The following is an 18,759-nucleotide window of genomic DNA, read 5'->3' on the forward strand; positions in this document are numbered from 1 at the left end:
CAGCTTGCTCAGCATGGCTCAAGCTGATGCATCAAATTTGCCCTCTCAGTCTGAATCAAATTTGATTGAAGCCCAACGATTGGTTCTGGCTGAAGAAAAAAAGAAAGTTTTTGATCAATTTCAAACCAATTCCAAGGCTTGTTGGCAGAAGTTTGCCGTGAATGATTGTTTGTCCAATGTTCGCCAGCAAAAGTACCAAAGTTTGAGACCTTTAGACCAACGAGAAATTGAACTCAATACACGGCAAAGAGCACTCAAAGAGATTGAGCGCCGTCAGCGCTTGTCTGACAAGACCATTGATAGCAGCAATGACAAGGCGCCTCCTTGACACAATTCCTTGAGGCAGTCGCTGCTACTTTTTCTGATGAGGGCGTGATTGCGCAAGCAACCCCCCAATTCAAAGCCCGTGCAGGTCAAACGCAAATGGCCATGGCTGTAGCCGAAACTCTCCAAAGTGGCGGAGAGTTGGTGGTTGAAGCCGGCACAGGCGTCGGAAAAACCTATGCTTATCTCGTGCCCGTTCTGTTAAGCGGCCAAAGGGCATTGGTCTCTACCGCTACCAAAGCTCTTCAGGATCAACTCTTCTCGCGCGATATTCCAAAGTTAATTGATGCCTTGAAGTTACCCATTCGGATTGCCTTGTTAAAAGGTCGAGGCAGTTATTTGTGTACCTTGCGCTTGTCACAAGCCAGACAAAGTCACGATGCTTCATTGCGCATACACATGCATGCGCTGAGCAAAATTGAAACATGGGCACAATCCACTCGCACCGGCGATTTGTCGGAGTTGTCTGGGTTGGACGACCGTTCACCCGTGATCCCGCTTGTGACATCAACCCGTGACAACTGCTTGGGCTCGCCCTGTCCCAATTTCAAATCTTGTCATGTCAATTTAGCTCGCAAAGAAGCCATGTCAGCCGATGTGGTGGTCATCAATCACCATTTGTTTTTTGCAGATTTGAATGTTCGCGACACGGGTATGGCAGAGTTGCTGCCATCGGTTCAAACAGTAGTCTTTGATGAAGCCCATCAGTTGAATGAAATTGGAATCAATTTTTTAGGGCGCCATCTCAGTATCAGCCAATTGCTAGAACTGACCCGCGACATTTTGGGCGCGGGTATTCAATTGGCTAGGGGTCTTGTTGATTGGAATTTGATTTGCAATGTGCTTGAAAAAGCCGCACGCGATTTGCGTCTTACTGCGCAGCATGTTCGCGCCGGGTCCCGTTTGCGTTGGGTCGATCCAGTACCCGATGACATTGAAACTGCCGATTGGTTGACTGCCATGGCACAGCTTCAAATTGCGCTGCAAGCGGCATTGGCTGCACTTGATACGGTTAGCGAAATGGCCCCTGATTTTGTGCGTTTGCATGAACGGGTCACGATGCAATTGCGCTTGTTGCAAGATTTTCAAGATCCCTGTGCAGATGGGTCAGTGCGTTGGGTCGAGCTTGGGGCGCAAATGCGCATGGTTGAATCGCCACTCGATATCTCTAAAGCCGTACAAACACACATGCTGCACCGACCAGCTCAAAATGAGCAAGATTCCGCTGTTCAAAAGTCCTGGGTCTTTACTTCTGCCACGCTGGGAGAAGACGATGAAATGCGCTGGTTTACACAGCCTTGTGGATTGGGTGATGCACGCAAACTCAGAGTTGCAAGCCCCTTTGATTACGCCAACATGGCGGCTATTTATGTGCCGCCAACCATGCCCAAGCCCAACGATGCAAGCCACATACGCCGTGTTGCCGAGTGGGTTGAAAAACATGCAAGAACCTTGGGTGGCAGAACCTTGGTGCTTACCACCACCTTGAACGCCATGCGGCAAATAGGCGAATCCTTAACCGCTTCTTTAGGGCATAGCGGTGAATTGGAGATTTTGGTGCAAGGGCAAGGACCCAAACGTCGTTTGATGGAAAGATTCAGGGAAGGCACCAGTCAGGGCGGCTTGGGATGTGTTTTGGTTGCATCCGCATCCTTTTGGGAAGGCTTTGATGTTCCAGGCGAAGCGTTGCAAATGGTTGTGATTGACAAGCTGCCGTTTCCGCCACCAAATGACCCCTTGGTTGAAGCTCGTTCACAAAGACTAGAGTTGTCCGGCCAGAGTTCTTTTTCTGATTACAGCATTCCGGAAGCAGCCGTGGCCTTGAAGCAGGGAGCAGGGCGTTTAATTCGAAGTGAAAAAGACCAGGGCTTTTTGGTGGTCTGTGATCCGCGCCTCACTGGTATGGCTTATGGCCGCCGTCTCATGGCGTGCTTGCCCCCCATGAGACGAATCAACACCGAAATTGAGTTTGCAGCTGCCCTTGAATTGCTTACCAAAACTTCCACCACGCGCTAGGTTTTTTGCTGGGTGTGATTGTGGTTTCTGGATAGTTCTTTTCTAGTACGCGCTGCGAGTCTGCTTTCAACTCCTTCATGCCCAAAGCCTCGTAGGACTTCACCAAAATTTGCAATGCCTCTTTGTTGGCCGGTACACCTGGATAATCGGTGATAGCAACTTGTGCTCGGTTGATGGCCGCAACATGAGCACCACGGCTGAGGTAGTAACGAGCCACATGAACTTCATAAGCTGCCAATGAATTGACGATATAGGTCATGCGTTGGCGTGCATCGGAAGCATATTTAGATTCAGGAAATCGAGACACCAGTTCTCTGAAAGATTCATAAGAATCTTTGGCTGCTTTCTGATCGCGCTCAGACAAATCTTGTTTGGTCACGAAGGAAAACAAGCCCAAGTCTTCATTGAAATTGACCAAGCCTTTTAAGTACAGCGCGTAGTCAACGGCTGGACTGGCCGGATGGAGCTTTAAAAATCGATCCAGGGTGGCAAGCGCTTGAACTTTTTCATTGGATCGGTACTGAGCATAGGCTTTTTCAATTTGTGCTTGTTGAGCCAATGGCGTTCCTGCAGCACGGCCTTCCAGTTTTTCAAACAGGCTAGACGCGCGATCCCACGCGCCAGAAACCGATTCGTCGCGAGCTTCTTTGTAAAGCTTCTCTGTTGTCCAAGCTTCTGTAGGATCTGTTGGGGTGCTAGAGCATCCGGACAGCAAAGTGGCCGCTAAACTGAAAAGAGTTAGCGCAAGCACCGATAATCTGATGTTCAACATCTGGCAACCTTGGAAAAAAGACCAAATTGATTATATCGAGCCACTCTGAGTTAGACGAGACAGACGAGTTTCAAGATGAAACTTCTTTCAATGCAACTTCGTCAGCCAAAAGCGCTGAGGTCAGGGAGCTGATTGTGCCGCCCGAGCTTCATGGACAAAGGCTTGACCGGATGTTGGTGGCTGGTGTGCCAGAATTTTCTCGCAGTTATTTGCAGCAACTATTGGAGGATGGTGCGGTTTCTCATATTGGGCTCAAGCAGGCTAAATCTTCCCAGAAGGTGAAAGCAGGAGAAGTTTGGACCATTGAACTTAGGGCTACGCCTCAATCCCAAGCCTTCAAGCCCGAACAGATGCCCCTTCATGTGGTTTATGAAGACGCTCACCTGAGGGTGATTGACAAGCCAGCGGGCTTGGTCGTCCATCCAGCGCCGGGAAATTGGTCTGGAACACTGATGAATGGCCTTTTGGGCTTAGATTCTCAGCTTACAGATTTACCCAGGGCTGGCATTGTTCACCGACTTGACAAAGACACCAGCGGATTGATGGTTGTGGCCAGGAACCGCTTGGCCATGGATGCGTTGGTTCAAAAGATTGCGGCCAGAGACATCCATCGCCAATATGTGGCCATGAGTGACAGGCCTTGGACGAGCAGCAAACAGAAAACTGTTGATTTGCCCATTGGTCGTGACCCTGCCAACCGACTTCGGATGGCAGTTGTTGATTTGACCAGACACTCGGGCAAAGTAGCAAAAACCCAATTTCATGTGCTGTCCCAAAATGAGCAGGGTAGCTTGGTGCGTTGCATCTTAGAAACGGGACGAACCCACCAAATAAGGGTTCACATGGCTTGGCTCAAACTCCCCTTGGTTGGCGACACGCTGTATGGCGGGGCAATTCATAACCTCATGCCAAGACAAGCACTGCATGCAGAACGTTTGTCCTTCGATCACCCCATCACGGGTCAAGCCATGGATTTTCTATCGCCTTTACCGGCTGATTTTGAGAGTTTGCGCCAAGCTTGGTCCCTAAGTTACAATGAAAAAGCTTGAAAACTCAGGCCTTGCTCCTCGAAAGAGTGGCTAAAACCCAATTTGATGGGACGCATTGGTGGGTTCTTTCCCCCGCATGCTTATTATTTAAGTGGTGCCAGCGTCTCAGTTCGCGCTTCAGGCGTATTTTTCCCGGAAGTTAGACACCATGAATACGGCGCTAGCCAAGCGTGTCCTTGAAACAGCGTTGTTATGCTCAACTCAGCCTGTCACTGTGCGTGACATGCGTGTTTTGTTCGATGACGCCTTAGGCGCTGACACACTTAAAGTTCTGCTTGAAGAACTCCAATTTGAATGGGCCGAACGCGGCTTGGAACTTGTCTCTGTGGCCACGGGTTGGCGTTTTCAAAGCAGGCCCGAGTTGCGAATTTATTTAGATAAGCTCAATCCAGAAAAACCTCCCAAGTACACCCGCGCTGTGATGGAAACCTTGGCCATCATTGCTTACCGCCAACCCGTCACACGGGGCGACATGGAAGACATTCGCGGCGTTACTATTAACACTCAAATCTTGAAGCAACTTGAAGACCGAGGCTGGGTGGAGGTCATTGGTCATCGTGAATCTGTGGGGCGTCCAGGTTTGTATGCCACCACGCGCCATTTTTTGGACGACCTTGGTTTGTCCTCACTCGATCAATTGCCATTGCTAAACCACGCCGATGGTCAGGCAGCCATCTTGGCTAGCTTAAATTCTCCTCAAGAAGACAGTCCTCAGGTTTCATTGTCCTTGGATGAAAACGATATTTCCGAAACTCCCGATTCGTCGGAAGGCAAGACCCATGAATGAGTCATCCGAGACGCCGTCTCAAGATCCTTTGCGTCCCATTGCCATTGAGGATGTGGTTTCTGGAGATTTTGACCAAGAAGCTGAAGGCGTCATCTCTCCCCTGATAACCAAAAGAGTGTTACCCCCGCAGGCAGAGTCTCCCAAACTTCACAAAGTACTTGCGCAAGCTGGGCTAGGATCTCGCTTGGAAATGGAACAGCTCATCTTGGAAGGTCGCATTTCGGTCAACAACGAGCCCGCCCACATTGGTCAACGAATTCAGTATGGTGATCAAGTCAAAATCAATGGCAAACCGCTTCGAATCCGCATCGACCCACCACCACCTCGAGTCATTGCATATCACAAGCCTGCTGGCGAAATTGTGACCCATGACGACCCCAAAAATAGACCCACGGTTTTTCGGAAACTTCCCCGCTTGCAACATGGCAAATGGCAATCTGTGGGTCGCTTGGATTTGAATACAGAAGGCCTGTTGCTTTTTACAAGCTCAGGCGAATTGGCCAATCGCTTAATGCACCCTCGTTTCGGCCTAGAGCGTGAATATGCCGTGCGGGTCTTGGGTGCGCTCAGCAACGAAGAAAAGCAAAAGTTATTGGACGGTGTCATGCTGGACGATGGCATGGCGCAATTCGGCTCCATTGAAAATGGTGGCGGTGAAGGCTCTAATTGTTGGTACCGCGTGACCATCTCTGAAGGTCGCAATCGAGAGGTGCGTCGAATGATGGAGGCTGTGGGGCACGCCGTCAGCCGTCTGATCAGAATTCGTTATGGTGCAATGGTTTTGCCGCATGGTCTTCGCCGCAGCACATTTATGGAATTGGATGAAGCAGATATTCGGGCCTTGACTCATGCCGCCAACAAAGCCGAGGCCTCTCAAGTTCGTGAAGATGCCGGTTATCCCCACGATCAGCGCCCTCAAGACCGACGCAATCAAAACCCTCGAAATCCGAGAAACCGCGCCTTTGGTGCAAAAAAATCTGGCGCCAACAAGGCTGCGCCTCGTGGACCAAAGGCTTCGAATGCCCAACCCGACCCCATGAAAACTTCTGTGGGTTACATTGGTGCCGACAGTTTTAGCCGACAGCGCAAAGAGCAGGGCCCGGGCGGCAGGTCTGGTGGACCCCGAAGAAATGGCGGCCGTAGCCGCTAAGTTCGCTGACCTTCGCTTACCTTCGCAGGTGATTTCAATTCCTTTTCGTCTATGGGGAAACCCTTAGATCGGGTTAGAATAGTTGGCTTTTAAAAATAAATCTGAGGAATTTCTCCATGGCCATCGAACGCACTCTTTCCATCATCAAGCCTGACGCCGTTGCTAAAAACGTCATCGGACAAATTTACGCTCGTTTTGAAGCCGCTGGTCTCAAAGTGGTTGCTGCCAAAATGGTGCACCTCTCACGCGGTGAAGCAGAAGCCTTCTATGCTGTTCACAAAGAGCGTCCCTTCTTCAAAGACTTGGTCGAGTTCATGATTTCTGGCCCTGTCATGATTCAAGCCTTGCAAGGCGAAGGCGCGATCCTCAAAAACCGTGACCTCATGGGTGCAACCGATCCGAAGAAAGCAGCACCTGGAACCATCCGTGCTGACTTTGCTGACAGCATCGATGCCAATGCTGTGCATGGCTCAGACGCCGCAGAAACTGCTGCCGTTGAAATCAGCTTCTTCTTTCCAGGCATGAACGTTTACGCCCGTTAATTTCATTTAAGTTGCACCTGCCCTGAGCTTGCAACTTAAACTTTTTAATCTTTCGCCATGACGGCCAACCTTCTCGATTTTGACCAGGAAGGTTTGGCCATTTTTTGTGAAGGTCTGGGTGAAAAACGTTTTCGGGCTACCCAGCTTTTCCGTTGGGTCCATCAGCGCGGCATGTCTAGCTTTGACGACATGTCAGACCTCGCCAAATCACTTCGTGAGAAGTTAAAGGTTCATGCGCACGTTGCTGCACTGCCAATTCTCTCGCAGCAATTTTCAAAAGATGGCACCATCAAATGGTTGTTTGATGTAGGCGGCGGAGATGCCGTTGAAACCGTCTTCATTCCCGAGGACGATCGCGGTACTTTGTGCGTTTCATCGCAAGCTGGATGCGCGGTTGGATGTCGTTTTTGTTCCACTGGGCACCAAGGCTTTAGCCGCAACCTAAGTACCGCTGAAATACTGGCACAACTCTGGTTTGCTGAGCATTTTCTGCGTCAGCACCTCAAGCAAGCAGACCGTGTCATCTCCAATGTGGTCATGATGGGAATGGGTGAGCCACTCCAAAACTACAGTGCACTTGTACCTGCATTGAAAACCATGCTCGACGATCATGGCTATGGTCTTTCGCGAAGGCGCGTTACAGTTTCAACATCGGGTGTGGTGCCCATGATGAGAAGGCTTTCTGCCGATTGCGCAGTTGCTTTGGCAGTATCCTTGCATGCGCCAACCAATCCTTTGCGTGACAATTTGGTACCTCTCAACCGCAAGTACCCCTTGGCTGAATTGTTGGCAGAGTGCACGCTATACCTGAGCAAAGCACCGCGAGACTTCATCACCTTTGAGTATTGCATGCTCAAGGGTGTGAACGATCAAGTTGCCCATGCTCAAGAGTTGGTTCAACTCATACGCCGTCATGCTGCCAACGGCTTGCGTTGCAAATTCAATTTAATTCCCTTTAATCCATTCAAAGAGTCTGGCCTCTTGCGGTCAGACGATGCAACGGTGCAGCAATTTGCATCTGTTCTATTGGATGCTGGTTTTGTCACCACGGTTCGCAAAACCAGAGGTGATGACATTGATGCGGCCTGTGGCCAGTTGGCGGGTGACGTCAAAGACCGCACAGACGTTGCTAGTCGTATTGCCCAGCAACGGACCGTTCCACTTCATTGGCACCCGTCTAATCCCAAGTCCACTCAAAATTGAACCCTAGGTGTTTTTTTGCACCGTTCAAGCTGTTTTTCTAAGGGTTGGTCCTTGTAGCCTTCAAAATTCAGTTGGAAAGTCGTCAGAAGCTGAGAAAATAGCCGAATATTTGAATGATTTTCCCTCTGTGAGTGCACAATCGGATAGTGTCGTATTTCAGCAAGCTGAACGACGAAATCAAGCTGTTATAAAAACAAAATTTGGGGCAAGATGTTAGTACTTCGATTTTCAAATTTGGCTCAATGCCATGCCTTATCCGACAAGGCTTGTCATGACTGAGCCTGTCCAGGAATCGGCAATGTCCCAAACACCTCAAGTACCAACCATGCAAGTCATGCCTGCTACAGCTGGCGGCATTTTGAGAGCCGCTCGAGAAAAGTCTGGGCTGCATTTGGCAGTCCTTTCTGTCAACCTCAAAGTCAGCATCAAGCAGCTTGAAGCACTCGAAGCTGATCAATACGATCAACTGAATGAACCCGTTTTTGCGCGCGCTTTGGCTGCCAAAATTTGTCGAATTTTAAAAATTGACACCGAACCTGTCTTGTCTTTGATGCCTCAAATGAACAATGGTTTAAAGCCATTGCATTTGATCGACCCGAACAACGAATCAGGCCCTCAATCCAATCGAAGCCGTCTTTCTTCCAAGGGGCTTGCCTTTGGTGGGCCTAAATGGTGGTTTCTCATTTTGGCTACTGGCATTTTGCTTTTTGGCTATACGTCTGAATGGCATTTCAAGGTCCTGCAAACAAATCCAAAAGCTGCCGTGACAGAGGTCATCCCCACCATGCCCCCAGCCCAAGAACCTGTGGCCACCGAGAATCAGCAAGCAGATCCTCCCAAAGCCATGGTTTTTGAAAGCCCAGCCCCAAACAGCTCCACTAACAATACAAGCGCAGTTTCAAATTCTTCGAATTGAGAGGATCCCCACACATGCCGTCTAATCTCATCACTCAAGCTATTCCTTCAGCAGCGCCGATGGCGCGAAAAAGCCTCCAATCCAGAGTGGTTTGGGGCAGTCGAGTTGTCACGGTAGGCGGACAAGCTCCGGTTCGGGTTCAGTCCATGACCAACACCGACACAGTCGATGTCATCGGCACCGCAATTCAAGTCAAAGAACTGGCCTTGGCAGGCTCGGAAATGGTTCGCATCACAGTCAATACCCCTGAGGCGGCCGAGGCCGTCCCCCACATTCGAGATCAGCTCGACAAGATGGGCATCGACGTTCCCCTCATTGGTGATTTCCACTACAACGGTCACCGCTTGCTGAGCGACCATCCCGCATGTGCTGAAGCGCTATCCAAATACCGAATCAATCCTGGCAATGTGGGCAAAGGTGAAAAGCACGATATTCAATTTGGCCAAATGATTGAAGCGGCCATGCGCTGGGACAAGCCCATTCGAATTGGCGTGAATTGGGGTAGTCTTGACCAAGAGTTGTTGGCCGAACTCATGGACCAAAATAGCCAACGCCCAACGCCGTGGGAGTCGCGTCAAGTTATGTACGAGGCGCTCATTACTTCTGCCATCACTTCTGCCAACAAAGCCCACGAGATGGGCATGGTGCGTGAACAAATTACCTTGTCTTGCAAAGTTTCAGGCGTTCAAGATTTGATCGCCGTTTACCGCGAATTGAGCAAACGAACAGACTATTCATTGCATTTAGGCCTCACAGAGGCGGGCATGGGAACCAAAGGAACTGTGGCCTCCAGCACTGCCTTGTCTATCTTGCTGCAAGAGGGCATAGGAGACACCATTCGCGTTTCGCTCACACCTCAACCCGGCGAATCTCGTACTCAGGAGGTTGTGATCGCTTCTGAAATTCTTCAGTCCTTGGGTCTTCGAATCTTTGTGCCCAGCGTCACGGCATGCCCAGGCTGTGGTCGCACCACCAGCAGCACTTTCCAAGAACTGGCCAAACAAATCGATGATTTCCTGCGCGCCCAAATGCCGGTCTGGCGCAGCCGTTACCCAGGCGTTGAAAATTTAAAATTGGCCGTGATGGGATGCATCGTCAATGGACCTGGTGAAAGCAAGCATGCCGATATTGGCATCAGTTTGCCAGGAACAGGCGAAGCGCCAGCAGCGCCGGTTTTTATTGATGGCGAGAAAAAACTCACTTTGCGTGGCGACAACATTGCCCAAGAGTTTCAAGTTTTGGTCGAGCAATACATCGACAATCGTTTTGGCGCGACTTCAAAAGCCACTACCTAATTCGTATGTCCGACATTCAATCCAAAGATTCTTCTAAATTGAGCGCGTTTAAAAAGTTAACTGCTGTCAAGGGTATGAACGATGTGCTGCCAGGCGAATCTGCCAAATGGGAGTGGCTTGAGAGCAAGGTCCGCACCTTGATGGCTCAATACGCCTATCGAAATATTCGAACACCTATCGTTGAGCCTACCGCTTTGTTTGTGCGTGGTTTGGGGGAGGTAACCGACATCGTTGAAAAAGAGATGTACTCTTTTGAAGACCGATTGAATGGTGAAGCCCTAACCCTGCGTCCCGAAAGCACAGCAGGCGTTGTGCGAGCAGTGGTTGAGCACAACATGCTTTACGAAGGCGGCAAGCGTTTGTATTACATGGGTCCCATGTTCAGACACGAACGTCCTCAGCGGGGCCGCTATCGACAATTTCATCAAATTGGCGCAGAGGTTCTCGGTTTTCAAGGGCCTGAAATTGATGCAGAAGTCATTTTGTTGGCGCACGATTTATGGCAGGCCATTGGACTGAAAGATGTTCGCTTAGAACTCAACAGCCTAGGCCAACCCCCAGAGAGATTGGCGCACCGTTCAGCCTTGATTCAACACTTCGAAAAGCACCAAGATTTGCTCGATGAAGATGCCAAGCGTCGTTTGTATACCAACCCGCTTCGAATTTTAGACACCAAAAATCCAGCCATGAAAGACGTGGTTGAGTCAGCGCCCAAGCTGATGGATTTTTTAGGCGAAGTTTCCTTGGCTCACTTCAACGCCTTGAGACAAATTCTGGACATCAATGGTGTTCACTACACCCTGAATCCTCGTTTGGTACGCGGAATGGATTATTACAACCTCACTGTGTTTGAGTTCATCACCGATCAATTGGGTTCTCAAGGCACTGTCTGCGGCGGCGGTCGTTACGATTATTTGATTGAGCAAGTGGGCGGCAAGCCCGCGCCCGCCGTGGGTTGGGCATTAGGACTCGAGCGAGTTCTGGCTTTGCTAGAAGAGCAGGGCGCACTGCCGCCCGATGCGGTGCCCGATGCCTACGCCATTGTGCCGGACGCAAGCACTCTGCCCCTGGTTTTGAAATACCTCCGATCTTTGCGTGGCTTAGGCATCAAGGTTCAGATGCATGCTGGCTCTGGAGAAGGGGTGGGCAGCATGAAGAGCCAATTCAAAAAAGCCGATGGCAGCGGCGCAGCCTACGCCCTCATTTTTGGCGCCGATGAGCTCTCACAAAACAAAGTTTCAGTGAAGTCTTTGCGAGATGGCAATGGCGCGCAAAGATCAGAATCTCTAGACAACTTGGAAACATGGGCTCACAGCCTACAATTCCCACATTGAATCAAAATTGAATATGGCAACACAACTCAACCTCGAAGAACAAGAGCAAATTGACGAACTCAAGCACTTTTGGAAGAAGTACGGCAACGTCATTACCTGGCTTTTAATTGCGGTGATGGGCTCCTATGCAGCTTGGAACGGCTATCAATACTGGCAGAGACAACAGTCATCCAAGGCCTCTGCACTTTTTGATGAAGTCGAAAAGTCAGCACAGTCAGGTGACGTCGCCAAGCTCGAACGTGCATGGAATGACATGAAAGATCGTTTTCCTGGCACCGCATTTGCCGCCCAATCTGCTTTGTTGGCTGCCAAGTCATTCCAGATGAGTGATAAATCCGAGGCAGCCACTGCCGCCCTTGAGTGGGCGAGTGAAAAGGCCTCTGATCCTGGAAGCGCACAGCTGGCGCGTTTGCGATTGGCCAACTTGCAATCCCAAAACAAGTCTTACGATCAGGCGCTCAAAACGCTCAGCAAGCCTTTTGACCCCGCTTTTGCTGGTTTGGCCGCCGACATACAGGGCGATATTCATGCCGTGCAAAACAAACCTCAAGATGCCATCAAAGCCTACAGCGATGCATGGCGACAGCTTGAAGACAATCCAGAGTACAGACGATTGGTGACCGCCAAATTGAATGCGCTGGGTGTCAACCCAGAGCCACAGAAAGGCACATCGCCATGAATTCAGTGAGCAGCCAAGCAGGGTTCAGTAGCAAATGGACCAAGCGCTTAATTCAGGCATGCTTTGGTTTTTTGCTTTTGGGCTTGGTGGCTTGTTCAAGCACACCCAATAAACCCAAACCGACTGCTCTGGCTGATTTCAATGCGAAGGTAACAGCTCAAAAGGTTTGGTCTGTCCAACTCAGTCCCTTTGGCGCCAACCTGAGTCACAACCTCAGCGCAGGTCAGTTGGCCTTGGTCACAAGTTCTGGCTTGGTCAGTTTGCTCAATCCTGCCAATGGCGCCGAGACTTGGCGAATCGCCTTGAACACACCCATTGCCGCAGGCATTGGCGGTGACGGTGAGCGTTTTGCCGTGATCAGTCAAGCCAATGAATTGATTGCCATGTCGCAAGCCAAAGTGATTTGGCGAGTCAAACTACCAGCTGCTTCATTCACATCTCCATTGGTTGCCGGTGGACGTGTGTTTGTTTTAACGGCCAACCGAACTGTGATGGCATTTGATGGCGCAAGCGGTCAGAGGTTGTGGAGTCAGCAGAGGTCTGGCGACCCCTTGGTTTTAAACCAATCGGGTATTTTGACTTCGTTTCAAGACAATCTTTTGGTTGGTTTCGCAGGCCGATTGCTTGCCATGAATCCTGGCAATGGTGTTGCGAGATGGGAGGTCAACATGGGAGCCTCTCGTGGCACGAATGAAATTGAACGTTTGACCGATTTGGTGTCTGGTGTTTCGCGTGTCAACAATGTAGTTTGCGCTCGTTCTTTCCAGACATCAGTCACTTGCATCGACGCAATGAAGGGGAGCAATCTCTGGTCACGTGCGGCCCAAGGCCATGTTGGTTTAAGTGCCAATGAAGTCGCCGTTTTCGGTTCAGAATCTGACGGCAAACTGGTGGCTTGGCAAGCTGGCAGTGGTCAAGTCGCATGGCAATCAGAAGTATTGAGATTTCGGGGGCCAACTGCTCTCAACTGGCAATCTGGTCAGTTGATTGTTGGCGACGCGCTGGGCTGGGTTCATTGGCTCGATGCCAACAACGGTCAAATCGTGGGCCGCATACAAGTTGACGCCTCTGGCGTCGCAATGACACCTGTTCGTGTTGGACAAAACTGGGTTGTTGTCACCCGTAGCGGCTTGGTTCAAGCCTTGCGTGCTGAATAAAGCACTGCTGAAAGATAGATTTGAAACCCGTACTGGCCTTGGTCGGACGCCCCAATGTGGGCAAGTCCACTTTATTCAATAGACTCACCAAAACTCGCGATGCCATCGTTGCTGACTTTGCGGGGCTTACGCGCGACCGCCATTATGGCCAAGGTCGCCAGGGAAGATACGAATACATCGTCATTGACACGGGTGGTTTTGAGCCAGATGCCAGTGCCGGTATTTACAAAGAAATGGCCAAACAAACCCAACAAGCAGTGGCTGAAGCCGATGTGGTTGTGTTTGTGGTGGATGCCAGGGCGGGCGTATCGGCGCAAGACCACGATATAGCCAAGTACCTCCGGCGCATTGGCAAACCTTGCTTGCTGGTGGCCAACAAAGCCGAGGGCATGCGAGAAGGCGTTCAAATCAGTGAGTTTTACGAACTCGGTTTAGGCGATGTCATTCCTGTGTCGGCAGCACATGGACAAGGTGTGCGCAGTCTTGTTGAGTTGGCCCTAGACCCTCTCATGTTGCCGGAAGACGACACAGACATCGAAGAAGATTTAAGCGTCGTCAAGTTGGCAGTGGCCGGGCGGCCCAACGTGGGCAAGTCAACCTTGATTAACACTTGGTTGGGCGAGGAACGCTTGGTGGCCTTTGACATGCCTGGCACCACACGCGATGCGATTACGGTTCCATTTGAACGAGGTGGTCAAAAGTTTGAACTGATCGACACCGCGGGTTTGCGCCGTAAGGGCAAAGTGTTTGAAGCCATTGAAAAATTTTCGGTGGTTAAAACATTGCAGGCCATTGAGTCTGCCAATGTCGTTTTGCTGTTGTTGGATGCCACTCAGGGCGTGACCGAACAAGATGCCCACATTGCGGGTTTCATCTTGGACAGCGGGCGGGCTGTGGTGTTGGCTGTTAATAAGTGGGATGCAGTTGACGAATACCAACGCGAATTGGTGCACCGATCAATTGAAAATCGTTTGCCGTTCTTGAAGTTTGCCAATTTGCACACTATCTCAGCCAAAAAACGACAAGGCTTAGGCCCTGTCTGGAACTCCATCACCCAAGCGCACAAATCGGCCATGGTCAAAATGACCACCCCCGTTTTAACCCGCTTACTGCTCGAGTCGGTTCAATTTCAAAGCCCTCAACGGGGTGGCATGTTCAGACCGAAGTTGCGTTATGCACACCAGGGCGGCATGAACCCGCCTGTCATTGTGATCCATGGCAACTCGCTTGAGCATGTGACCGAAACCTACAAAAGATACTTGGAGGGCCGGTTCCGCAAAGCCTTTGATTTGTCTGGAACACCGCTTCGCATTGAAATGAAAACCTCACAAAATCCTTACGCTGACAAAGATTCAGACTGATTTGTCAGGGTTTTAAAAAGGGGATTACACATTTTGGGCCACCCGATGTGTTAAGGTAAAACCCTTAAAACAATTCAGAACACGGAGAATATCGTGAACAACAAAGGGCAACTTTTGCAAGATCCCTTCCTCAACGCATTGCGCCGAGAGCATGTGCCAGTTTCCATTTACTTGGTCAACGGCATCAAACTCCAAGGCCAAATAGAATCCTTCGACCAATATGTGGTGTTGCTGCGTAACACAGTCACCCAAATGGTATACAAACACGCCATTTCTACGATCGTGCCCGGACGCGCTGTCAACCTGCCTGGTTTAGACGCCGAGGCAGATGATTCTTCGACTTAAACTTTCTTTTGAACAGCGATTTAGTTGACATGACCCCCGCCTTGCTGGTGGGTGTTGACTTTGGATTGCCTCATTTTGATGCTGATCTGGATGAGTTAAGTCAATTGGCTCTGACAGCGGGACTGAAACCTGTTGCCAAAATGACCTGCAAAAGAAAAGCCCCAGATGCCGCTTTATTTGTGGGCTCTGGCAAAGCCGATGAAATTAAATTCATGGCCGAGCAAACAGGCGCCAAGGAAGTCTTATTTGACCAGTCACTGAGCCCCGCTCAACAGCGTAATCTCGAGCGTCATCTCGGTTTGCCAGTCAACGACAGGACCCTGCTTATTCTTGAAATCTTTGCGCAGCGCGCTAGAAGCCACGATGGCAAATTACAAGTTGAGCTGGCACGCTTGCAATACCTCAGCACACGGTTGGTTCGAAGATGGTCTCACCTTGAGCGTCAAAGAGGTGGCATTGGTACGCGGGGCGGCCCTGGAGAAACCCAAATTGAGCTTGACCGTCGCATGATCAGCGATGCCATCAAGCGAACCAAAGAACGCTTGACCAAAGTCAAAAAACAGCGCTCGACTCAAAGACGGCAAAGAGACCGCCGAAATTCATTCAATGTGTCACTGGTGGGGTACACCAATGCCGGCAAGTCAACCTTGTTCAATGCCTTGGTCAAGGCCCGTGCGTATGCGGCCGATCAGTTGTTTGCAACTCTGGATACCACCACCCGACAACTTTATCTGGGCGAATCTGGACGCAGCGCCTCGGTCTCAGACACTGTTGGCTTCATTCGGGATTTACCGCATGGCTTGATTGATGCTTTCCAAGCTACCTTGCAGGAAGCCGTTGACGCGGATTTGTTATTGCATGTGGTGGATGCATCCAATCCCAACTTTCCTGAGCAAATGGCTGAAGTCAAGCGCGTGCTCCACGAAATTGGTGCTTCTGAGGTGCCCCAATGGCTCATTTTCAACAAAATTGACAATTTGCCTTTAGAACGTCAGCCCTTGGAACGTCTCGACTTGTACGAAGTTGATGGGCAGGCCTTAAAACGCTTGTTTGTCAGCGCACAATCAGGAGAAGGTTTGTCAGTTTTGCGCAAGATGTTGGCCGACGAAGTCAGTCAAATTCATTCTGAACCCGAAACACCGGCAGATCCGCGCTTTGCCCTTGATAATTTCGGGGAAAATTCAGATGATTTCGCATAACCAGTCCTCTGTTTGTGCACAATCGCATTGATCAGATAAAACGTAGAAAAACGAATGAACTTCAAACACCGTGTATTTGGTTGGTCAGTTTTGCCACAGCGCCTTCGCGGCATGTTCAATTTGAACGATCCGCGCTGGGGCCGAGGCGATGACAAGCCAACTTCTGATGGCCAAGATGGCGCAAACTCCCCTGGCAACACGCCGGGTTCGAATGGCTATCAGAATAACCCCTCAAATTCTCAACAACCCAATTCGGGAAATGGATCGAATCGTCCCAACCAATCTTCTGGTCCGCCCGACCTCGACGAATTGTGGCGTGATCTGAATCGCAAACTTGCCCAGTTCTTGGGTGGTAAAAATGGTGGCCCTCCAAACAGAGGCCAACCCAATGGCACACCGCCCAGTGGCTTGCCTCCCGTATTTCGAAACTTGGGTGTTGGCGTCATTTTGGGTGCTTTTGTTTTGATTTGGCTGGGTACAGGTTTCTTTATTGTCCAAGAGGGACAACAAGCTGTGATCACCCAGTTTGGCAAATACAAGTCAACTGTGGGTGCTGGTTTCAACTGGCGTTTGCCTTATCCCATCCAAAAGCATGAGTTGGTTTTTGTCACTCAAATTCGATCAGTCGACATTGGTCGTGACAACGTCATCAAAGCCACTGGGCTGCGTGAGTCCGCCATGTTGACGGAAGACGAGAACATTGTAGAAATTAAGTTTGCCGTTCAGTACCGCCTGAACGATGCACGCGCTTATTTGTTTGAAAGCAAAAACCCCACAGAGGCTGTTGTCCAAGCGGCTGAAACTGCTGTTCGGGAAGTTGTTGGCAAAATGAAAATGGATTCCGCTCTGGCAGAGGAGCGTGATCAAATTGCACCACGTGTTCGTGCGCTGATGCAAAACATTTTGGACCGCTACAAAGTGGGTATCGAAGTGGTGGGCATCAACCTGCAACAAGGCGGAGTTCGCCCACCAGAGCAAGTTCAGGCAGCTTTTGACGATGTTCTCAAAGCAGGCCAAGAGCGCGAACGTGCCAAGAATGAAGCACAAGCTTACGCCAACGATGTGATCCCCCGTGCGGTGGGTGCGGCCTCGCGTTTGAAAGAAGAATCACAAGCTTATCGCGAGCGAATTGTGGCTCAGGCAGAAGGTGATTCACAGCGATTCAAGGCCATCTTGCCCGAGTACCAAAAGGCACCCCAAGTCACACGTGATCGCATGTACTTGGATGCTATGCAGCAAATCTACACCAACGTGACCAAGGTGGTGGTCGACAGCAAACAAGGCTCTAACCTCATGTATTTGCCACTCGACAAATTGATGCAGATGACAGGTGCGCCTCTGGCTGGTACAGCGCCCACTGATCAAGCAGGTGCTCCTAGCACCACCCCCCCGGCTGCAGCCCCCAGCAGTACCCCACAGGATCTTCGATCGCGCGAAAGCCAGCGCACTCGTGACCGTGAAATTCGTTAAGGAAGCAGCAAAATGAATCGTATTGGAATATGGGTTTCATCCCTGCTGCTGGTTTTGGCATTGGCCAGCTCTATGTTGTTCGTTGTCGATCAACGGCAATTTGGTGTGGTCTATGCTTTGGGTCAGATCAAAGAAGTGATCACCGAGCCAGGCTTGAACATCAAGCTGCCACCACCCTTACAAAACGTTACTTACATTGACAAGCGTTTATTGACTCTCGACAGCCCAGACACCGAGCCAATGCTCACTGCAGAAAAGCAACGGGTTGTGATTGATTGGTATGTTCGTTGGCGCATCACCGACCCATTGGCCTACATCCGCAATGTGGGCTTGGATGAAAAATCGGGTGCTAACCAATTGAACCGAGTGGTCCGAAACGCTTTTCAAGAAGAAATCAACAAACGCACAGTGAAAGATTTGCTTTCCTTGAGCCGTGATGTGCTGATGAACGACGTCAAGCGCGAAGTTCTTGAGAAGGTTCGTGGTGACAAGCCTTGGGGTGTCGATGTGGTCGATGTTCGCATTACCCGTGCAGACTACGTAGATGCCATCACCGAATCGGTTTATCGCCGAATGGAAGCTGAGCGCAAGCGCGTTGCCAATGAACTTCGCTCTACAGGTGCTGCTGAGGGTGAAAAAATCAGGGCCGATGCCGATCGTCAGCGGGAGGTCACCATTGCCAACGCTTACCGCGACGCCCAAAAAATCAAAGGGCAGGGCGATTCTCAAGCTGCCAAAATTTACAACGAGTCTTTTGGCCGTGACCCCCAGTTTGCTCAGTTTTACCGAAGCCTCGACGCTTACAAAGCCAGCTTTGCCAAGAAGAGCGACGTCATGGTGTTAGATCCAAGCGGCTCTGATTTCTTCCGAACGATGCGTGGTAACGCAGCGCCTTCGGCTGCTCAGCCTGTTCAACCAGCCCAATCTGTCAAGAAGTAAGTGACTTTTTGGTCTGCTGTTCTGGTTGCCATTGCGCTGGTTCTGATTCTGGAGGGGCTTTTGCCCCTCATTTCCCCACCTAAATGGCGCGAAATGTTCACCCAGCTTTTGCAGTTGGAAGATGGACAAATTCGATTTTTTGGACTTTCAATCGTTTTGTTGGGCGTCTTTCTTTTGATGTGGTTCATTTAGAGCCTGTTTGAGCCGGTAAAATCCCTGTT

Annotated in this window: 19 protein-coding genes; 18 read left to right on the plus strand and 1 reads right to left on the minus strand. The window is 50.4% G+C overall.

What is annotated here, in order from left to right; all coding sequences use genetic code 11:
- Positions 1-157: 157 nt before the first annotated feature.
- Together B9Z32_RS14140 and B9Z32_RS09790 are read left to right on the plus strand one after the other, a co-directional pair.
- A complete protein-coding gene (locus tag B9Z32_RS14140; protein WP_158268203.1) occupies positions 158-328 on the plus strand; it encodes a hypothetical protein in 171 nt (56 codons plus the stop codon).
- On the plus strand, positions 325-2,340 hold the full coding sequence (locus tag B9Z32_RS09790) for an ATP-dependent DNA helicase (protein WP_108421242.1): 2,016 nt from the start codon (positions 325-327) through the stop codon (positions 2,338-2,340). Before B9Z32_RS14140 ends, B9Z32_RS09790 begins: the two co-directional genes overlap by 4 nt.
- Here B9Z32_RS09790 and B9Z32_RS09795 read toward each other — a convergent pair.
- Complete coding sequence (locus B9Z32_RS09795) at positions 2,315-3,112, minus strand: outer membrane protein assembly factor BamD (protein ID WP_108421243.1); 798 nt, start codon at positions 3,110-3,112, stop codon at positions 2,315-2,317. The two genes, B9Z32_RS09790 and B9Z32_RS09795, sit on opposite strands and share 26 nt — an antisense overlap.
- A gap of 32 nt (positions 3,113-3,144) precedes the next feature.
- On the opposite strand from B9Z32_RS09795, the gene B9Z32_RS09800 reads away from it, so the two are divergent.
- The 16 genes from B9Z32_RS09800 to B9Z32_RS09875 all read left to right on the plus strand — a co-directional run bounded on the left by B9Z32_RS09800 (position 3,145) and on the right by B9Z32_RS09875 (position 18,730).
- Positions 3,145-4,161 carry an RluA family pseudouridine synthase gene (locus tag B9Z32_RS09800; protein ID WP_369909937.1) on the plus strand — a complete coding sequence of 339 codons (1,017 nt, stop codon included), beginning with the start codon at positions 3,145-3,147 and terminating at the stop codon, positions 4,159-4,161.
- 148 nt (positions 4,162-4,309) lie between these two features.
- On the plus strand, positions 4,310-4,948 hold the full coding sequence (gene scpB, locus B9Z32_RS09805; protein ID WP_108421245.1) for an SMC-Scp complex subunit ScpB: 639 nt from the start codon (positions 4,310-4,312) through the stop codon (positions 4,946-4,948).
- Entirely contained in the window at positions 4,941-6,098 is a 1,158-nt protein-coding gene (locus B9Z32_RS09810) for a pseudouridine synthase (protein ID WP_233248236.1), read from the plus strand. Before scpB ends, B9Z32_RS09810 begins: the two co-directional genes overlap by 8 nt.
- Before the next feature lie 116 nt (positions 6,099-6,214).
- Positions 6,215-6,640, plus strand: coding sequence for a nucleoside-diphosphate kinase (gene ndk, locus B9Z32_RS09815; RefSeq protein ID WP_108421247.1), 426 nt, complete (start codon positions 6,215-6,217; stop codon positions 6,638-6,640).
- 57 nt (positions 6,641-6,697) lie between these two features.
- Positions 6,698-7,843, plus strand: coding sequence for a 23S rRNA (adenine(2503)-C(2))-methyltransferase RlmN (rlmN, locus tag B9Z32_RS09820; protein WP_108421248.1), 1,146 nt, complete (start codon positions 6,698-6,700; stop codon positions 7,841-7,843).
- 298 nt (positions 7,844-8,141) lie between these two features.
- Positions 8,142-8,759: a RodZ family helix-turn-helix domain-containing protein gene (locus B9Z32_RS09825; protein ID WP_158268204.1), complete on the plus strand. Its 618-nt coding sequence runs from the start codon at positions 8,142-8,144 to the stop codon at positions 8,757-8,759.
- Positions 8,760-8,773: 14 nt separating this feature from the next.
- Positions 8,774-10,054 carry a flavodoxin-dependent (E)-4-hydroxy-3-methylbut-2-enyl-diphosphate synthase gene (ispG, locus tag B9Z32_RS09830; protein ID WP_108421250.1) on the plus strand — a complete coding sequence of 427 codons (1,281 nt, stop codon included), beginning with the start codon at positions 8,774-8,776 and terminating at the stop codon, positions 10,052-10,054.
- Between the two features lie 5 nt (positions 10,055-10,059).
- A complete protein-coding gene (hisS, locus tag B9Z32_RS09835) occupies positions 10,060-11,388 on the plus strand; it encodes a histidine--tRNA ligase (protein WP_108421251.1) in 1,329 nt (442 codons plus the stop codon).
- A gap of 13 nt (positions 11,389-11,401) precedes the next feature.
- On the plus strand, positions 11,402-12,067 hold the full coding sequence (locus B9Z32_RS09840) for a tetratricopeptide repeat protein (protein WP_108421252.1): 666 nt from the start codon (positions 11,402-11,404) through the stop codon (positions 12,065-12,067).
- Positions 12,064-13,224, plus strand: a complete 1,161-nt coding sequence (locus B9Z32_RS09845; RefSeq protein WP_108421253.1) for a PQQ-binding-like beta-propeller repeat protein — start codon at positions 12,064-12,066, stop codon at positions 13,222-13,224. Before B9Z32_RS09840 ends, B9Z32_RS09845 begins: the two co-directional genes overlap by 4 nt.
- A gap of 20 nt (positions 13,225-13,244) precedes the next feature.
- Complete coding sequence (gene der / locus B9Z32_RS09850; protein ID WP_108421254.1) at positions 13,245-14,585, plus strand: ribosome biogenesis GTPase Der; 1,341 nt, start codon at positions 13,245-13,247, stop codon at positions 14,583-14,585.
- 93 nt (positions 14,586-14,678) lie between these two features.
- Positions 14,679-14,930, plus strand: a complete 252-nt coding sequence (gene hfq, locus B9Z32_RS09855) for an RNA chaperone Hfq (RefSeq protein WP_108421255.1) — start codon at positions 14,679-14,681, stop codon at positions 14,928-14,930.
- 29 nt (positions 14,931-14,959) lie between these two features.
- On the plus strand, positions 14,960-16,129 hold the full coding sequence (hflX, locus tag B9Z32_RS09860; protein WP_108421256.1) for a GTPase HflX: 1,170 nt from the start codon (positions 14,960-14,962) through the stop codon (positions 16,127-16,129).
- 54 nt (positions 16,130-16,183) lie between these two features.
- Complete coding sequence (gene hflK / locus B9Z32_RS09865; protein ID WP_108421257.1) at positions 16,184-17,599, plus strand: FtsH protease activity modulator HflK; 1,416 nt, start codon at positions 16,184-16,186, stop codon at positions 17,597-17,599.
- A 12-nt stretch (positions 17,600-17,611) separates the two neighbouring features.
- Entirely contained in the window at positions 17,612-18,538 is a 927-nt protein-coding gene (gene hflC, locus B9Z32_RS09870) for a protease modulator HflC (protein ID WP_108421258.1), read from the plus strand.
- Positions 18,539-18,730, plus strand: coding sequence for a DUF2065 domain-containing protein (locus tag B9Z32_RS09875; RefSeq protein WP_108421259.1), 192 nt, complete (start codon positions 18,539-18,541; stop codon positions 18,728-18,730).
- The last annotated feature ends 29 nt before the right edge of the window (positions 18,731-18,759 follow it).

Source organism: Limnohabitans sp. MMS-10A-178 (assembly GCF_003063375.1).
In the GTDB taxonomy this organism is placed as follows: domain Bacteria; phylum Pseudomonadota; class Gammaproteobacteria; order Burkholderiales; family Burkholderiaceae_C; genus Limnohabitans_A.

What these genes read in the sequence shown, in the direction of transcription:
- B9Z32_RS09845 (WP_108421253.1), top strand. Translation starts at nt 12,064, where the DNA reads ATGAATTCAGTGAGCAGCCAAGCAGGGTTCAGTAGCAAATGGACCAAG.
- rlmN (WP_108421248.1), top strand. Translation starts at nt 6,698, where the DNA reads ATGACGGCCAACCTTCTCGATTTTGACCAGGAAGGTTTGGCCATTTTT.
- scpB (WP_108421245.1), top strand. Translation starts at nt 4,310, where the DNA reads ATGAATACGGCGCTAGCCAAGCGTGTCCTTGAAACAGCGTTGTTATGC.
- hflX (WP_108421256.1), top strand. Translation starts at nt 14,960, where the DNA reads ATGACCCCCGCCTTGCTGGTGGGTGTTGACTTTGGATTGCCTCATTTT.
- hisS (WP_108421251.1), top strand. Translation starts at nt 10,060, where the DNA reads ATGTCCGACATTCAATCCAAAGATTCTTCTAAATTGAGCGCGTTTAAA.
- hflC (WP_108421258.1), top strand. Translation starts at nt 17,612, where the DNA reads ATGAATCGTATTGGAATATGGGTTTCATCCCTGCTGCTGGTTTTGGCA.
- B9Z32_RS09795 (WP_108421243.1), bottom strand. Translation starts at nt 3,112, where the DNA reads ATGTTGAACATCAGATTATCGGTGCTTGCGCTAACTCTTTTCAGTTTA.
- B9Z32_RS09840 (WP_108421252.1), top strand. Translation starts at nt 11,402, where the DNA reads ATGGCAACACAACTCAACCTCGAAGAACAAGAGCAAATTGACGAACTC.
- B9Z32_RS09825 (WP_158268204.1), top strand. Translation starts at nt 8,142, where the DNA reads ATGTCCCAAACACCTCAAGTACCAACCATGCAAGTCATGCCTGCTACA.
- ndk (WP_108421247.1), top strand. Translation starts at nt 6,215, where the DNA reads ATGGCCATCGAACGCACTCTTTCCATCATCAAGCCTGACGCCGTTGCT.
- ispG (WP_108421250.1), top strand. Translation starts at nt 8,774, where the DNA reads ATGCCGTCTAATCTCATCACTCAAGCTATTCCTTCAGCAGCGCCGATG.
- B9Z32_RS09810 (WP_233248236.1), top strand. Translation starts at nt 4,941, where the DNA reads ATGAATGAGTCATCCGAGACGCCGTCTCAAGATCCTTTGCGTCCCATT.
- hflK (WP_108421257.1), top strand. Translation starts at nt 16,184, where the DNA reads ATGAACTTCAAACACCGTGTATTTGGTTGGTCAGTTTTGCCACAGCGC.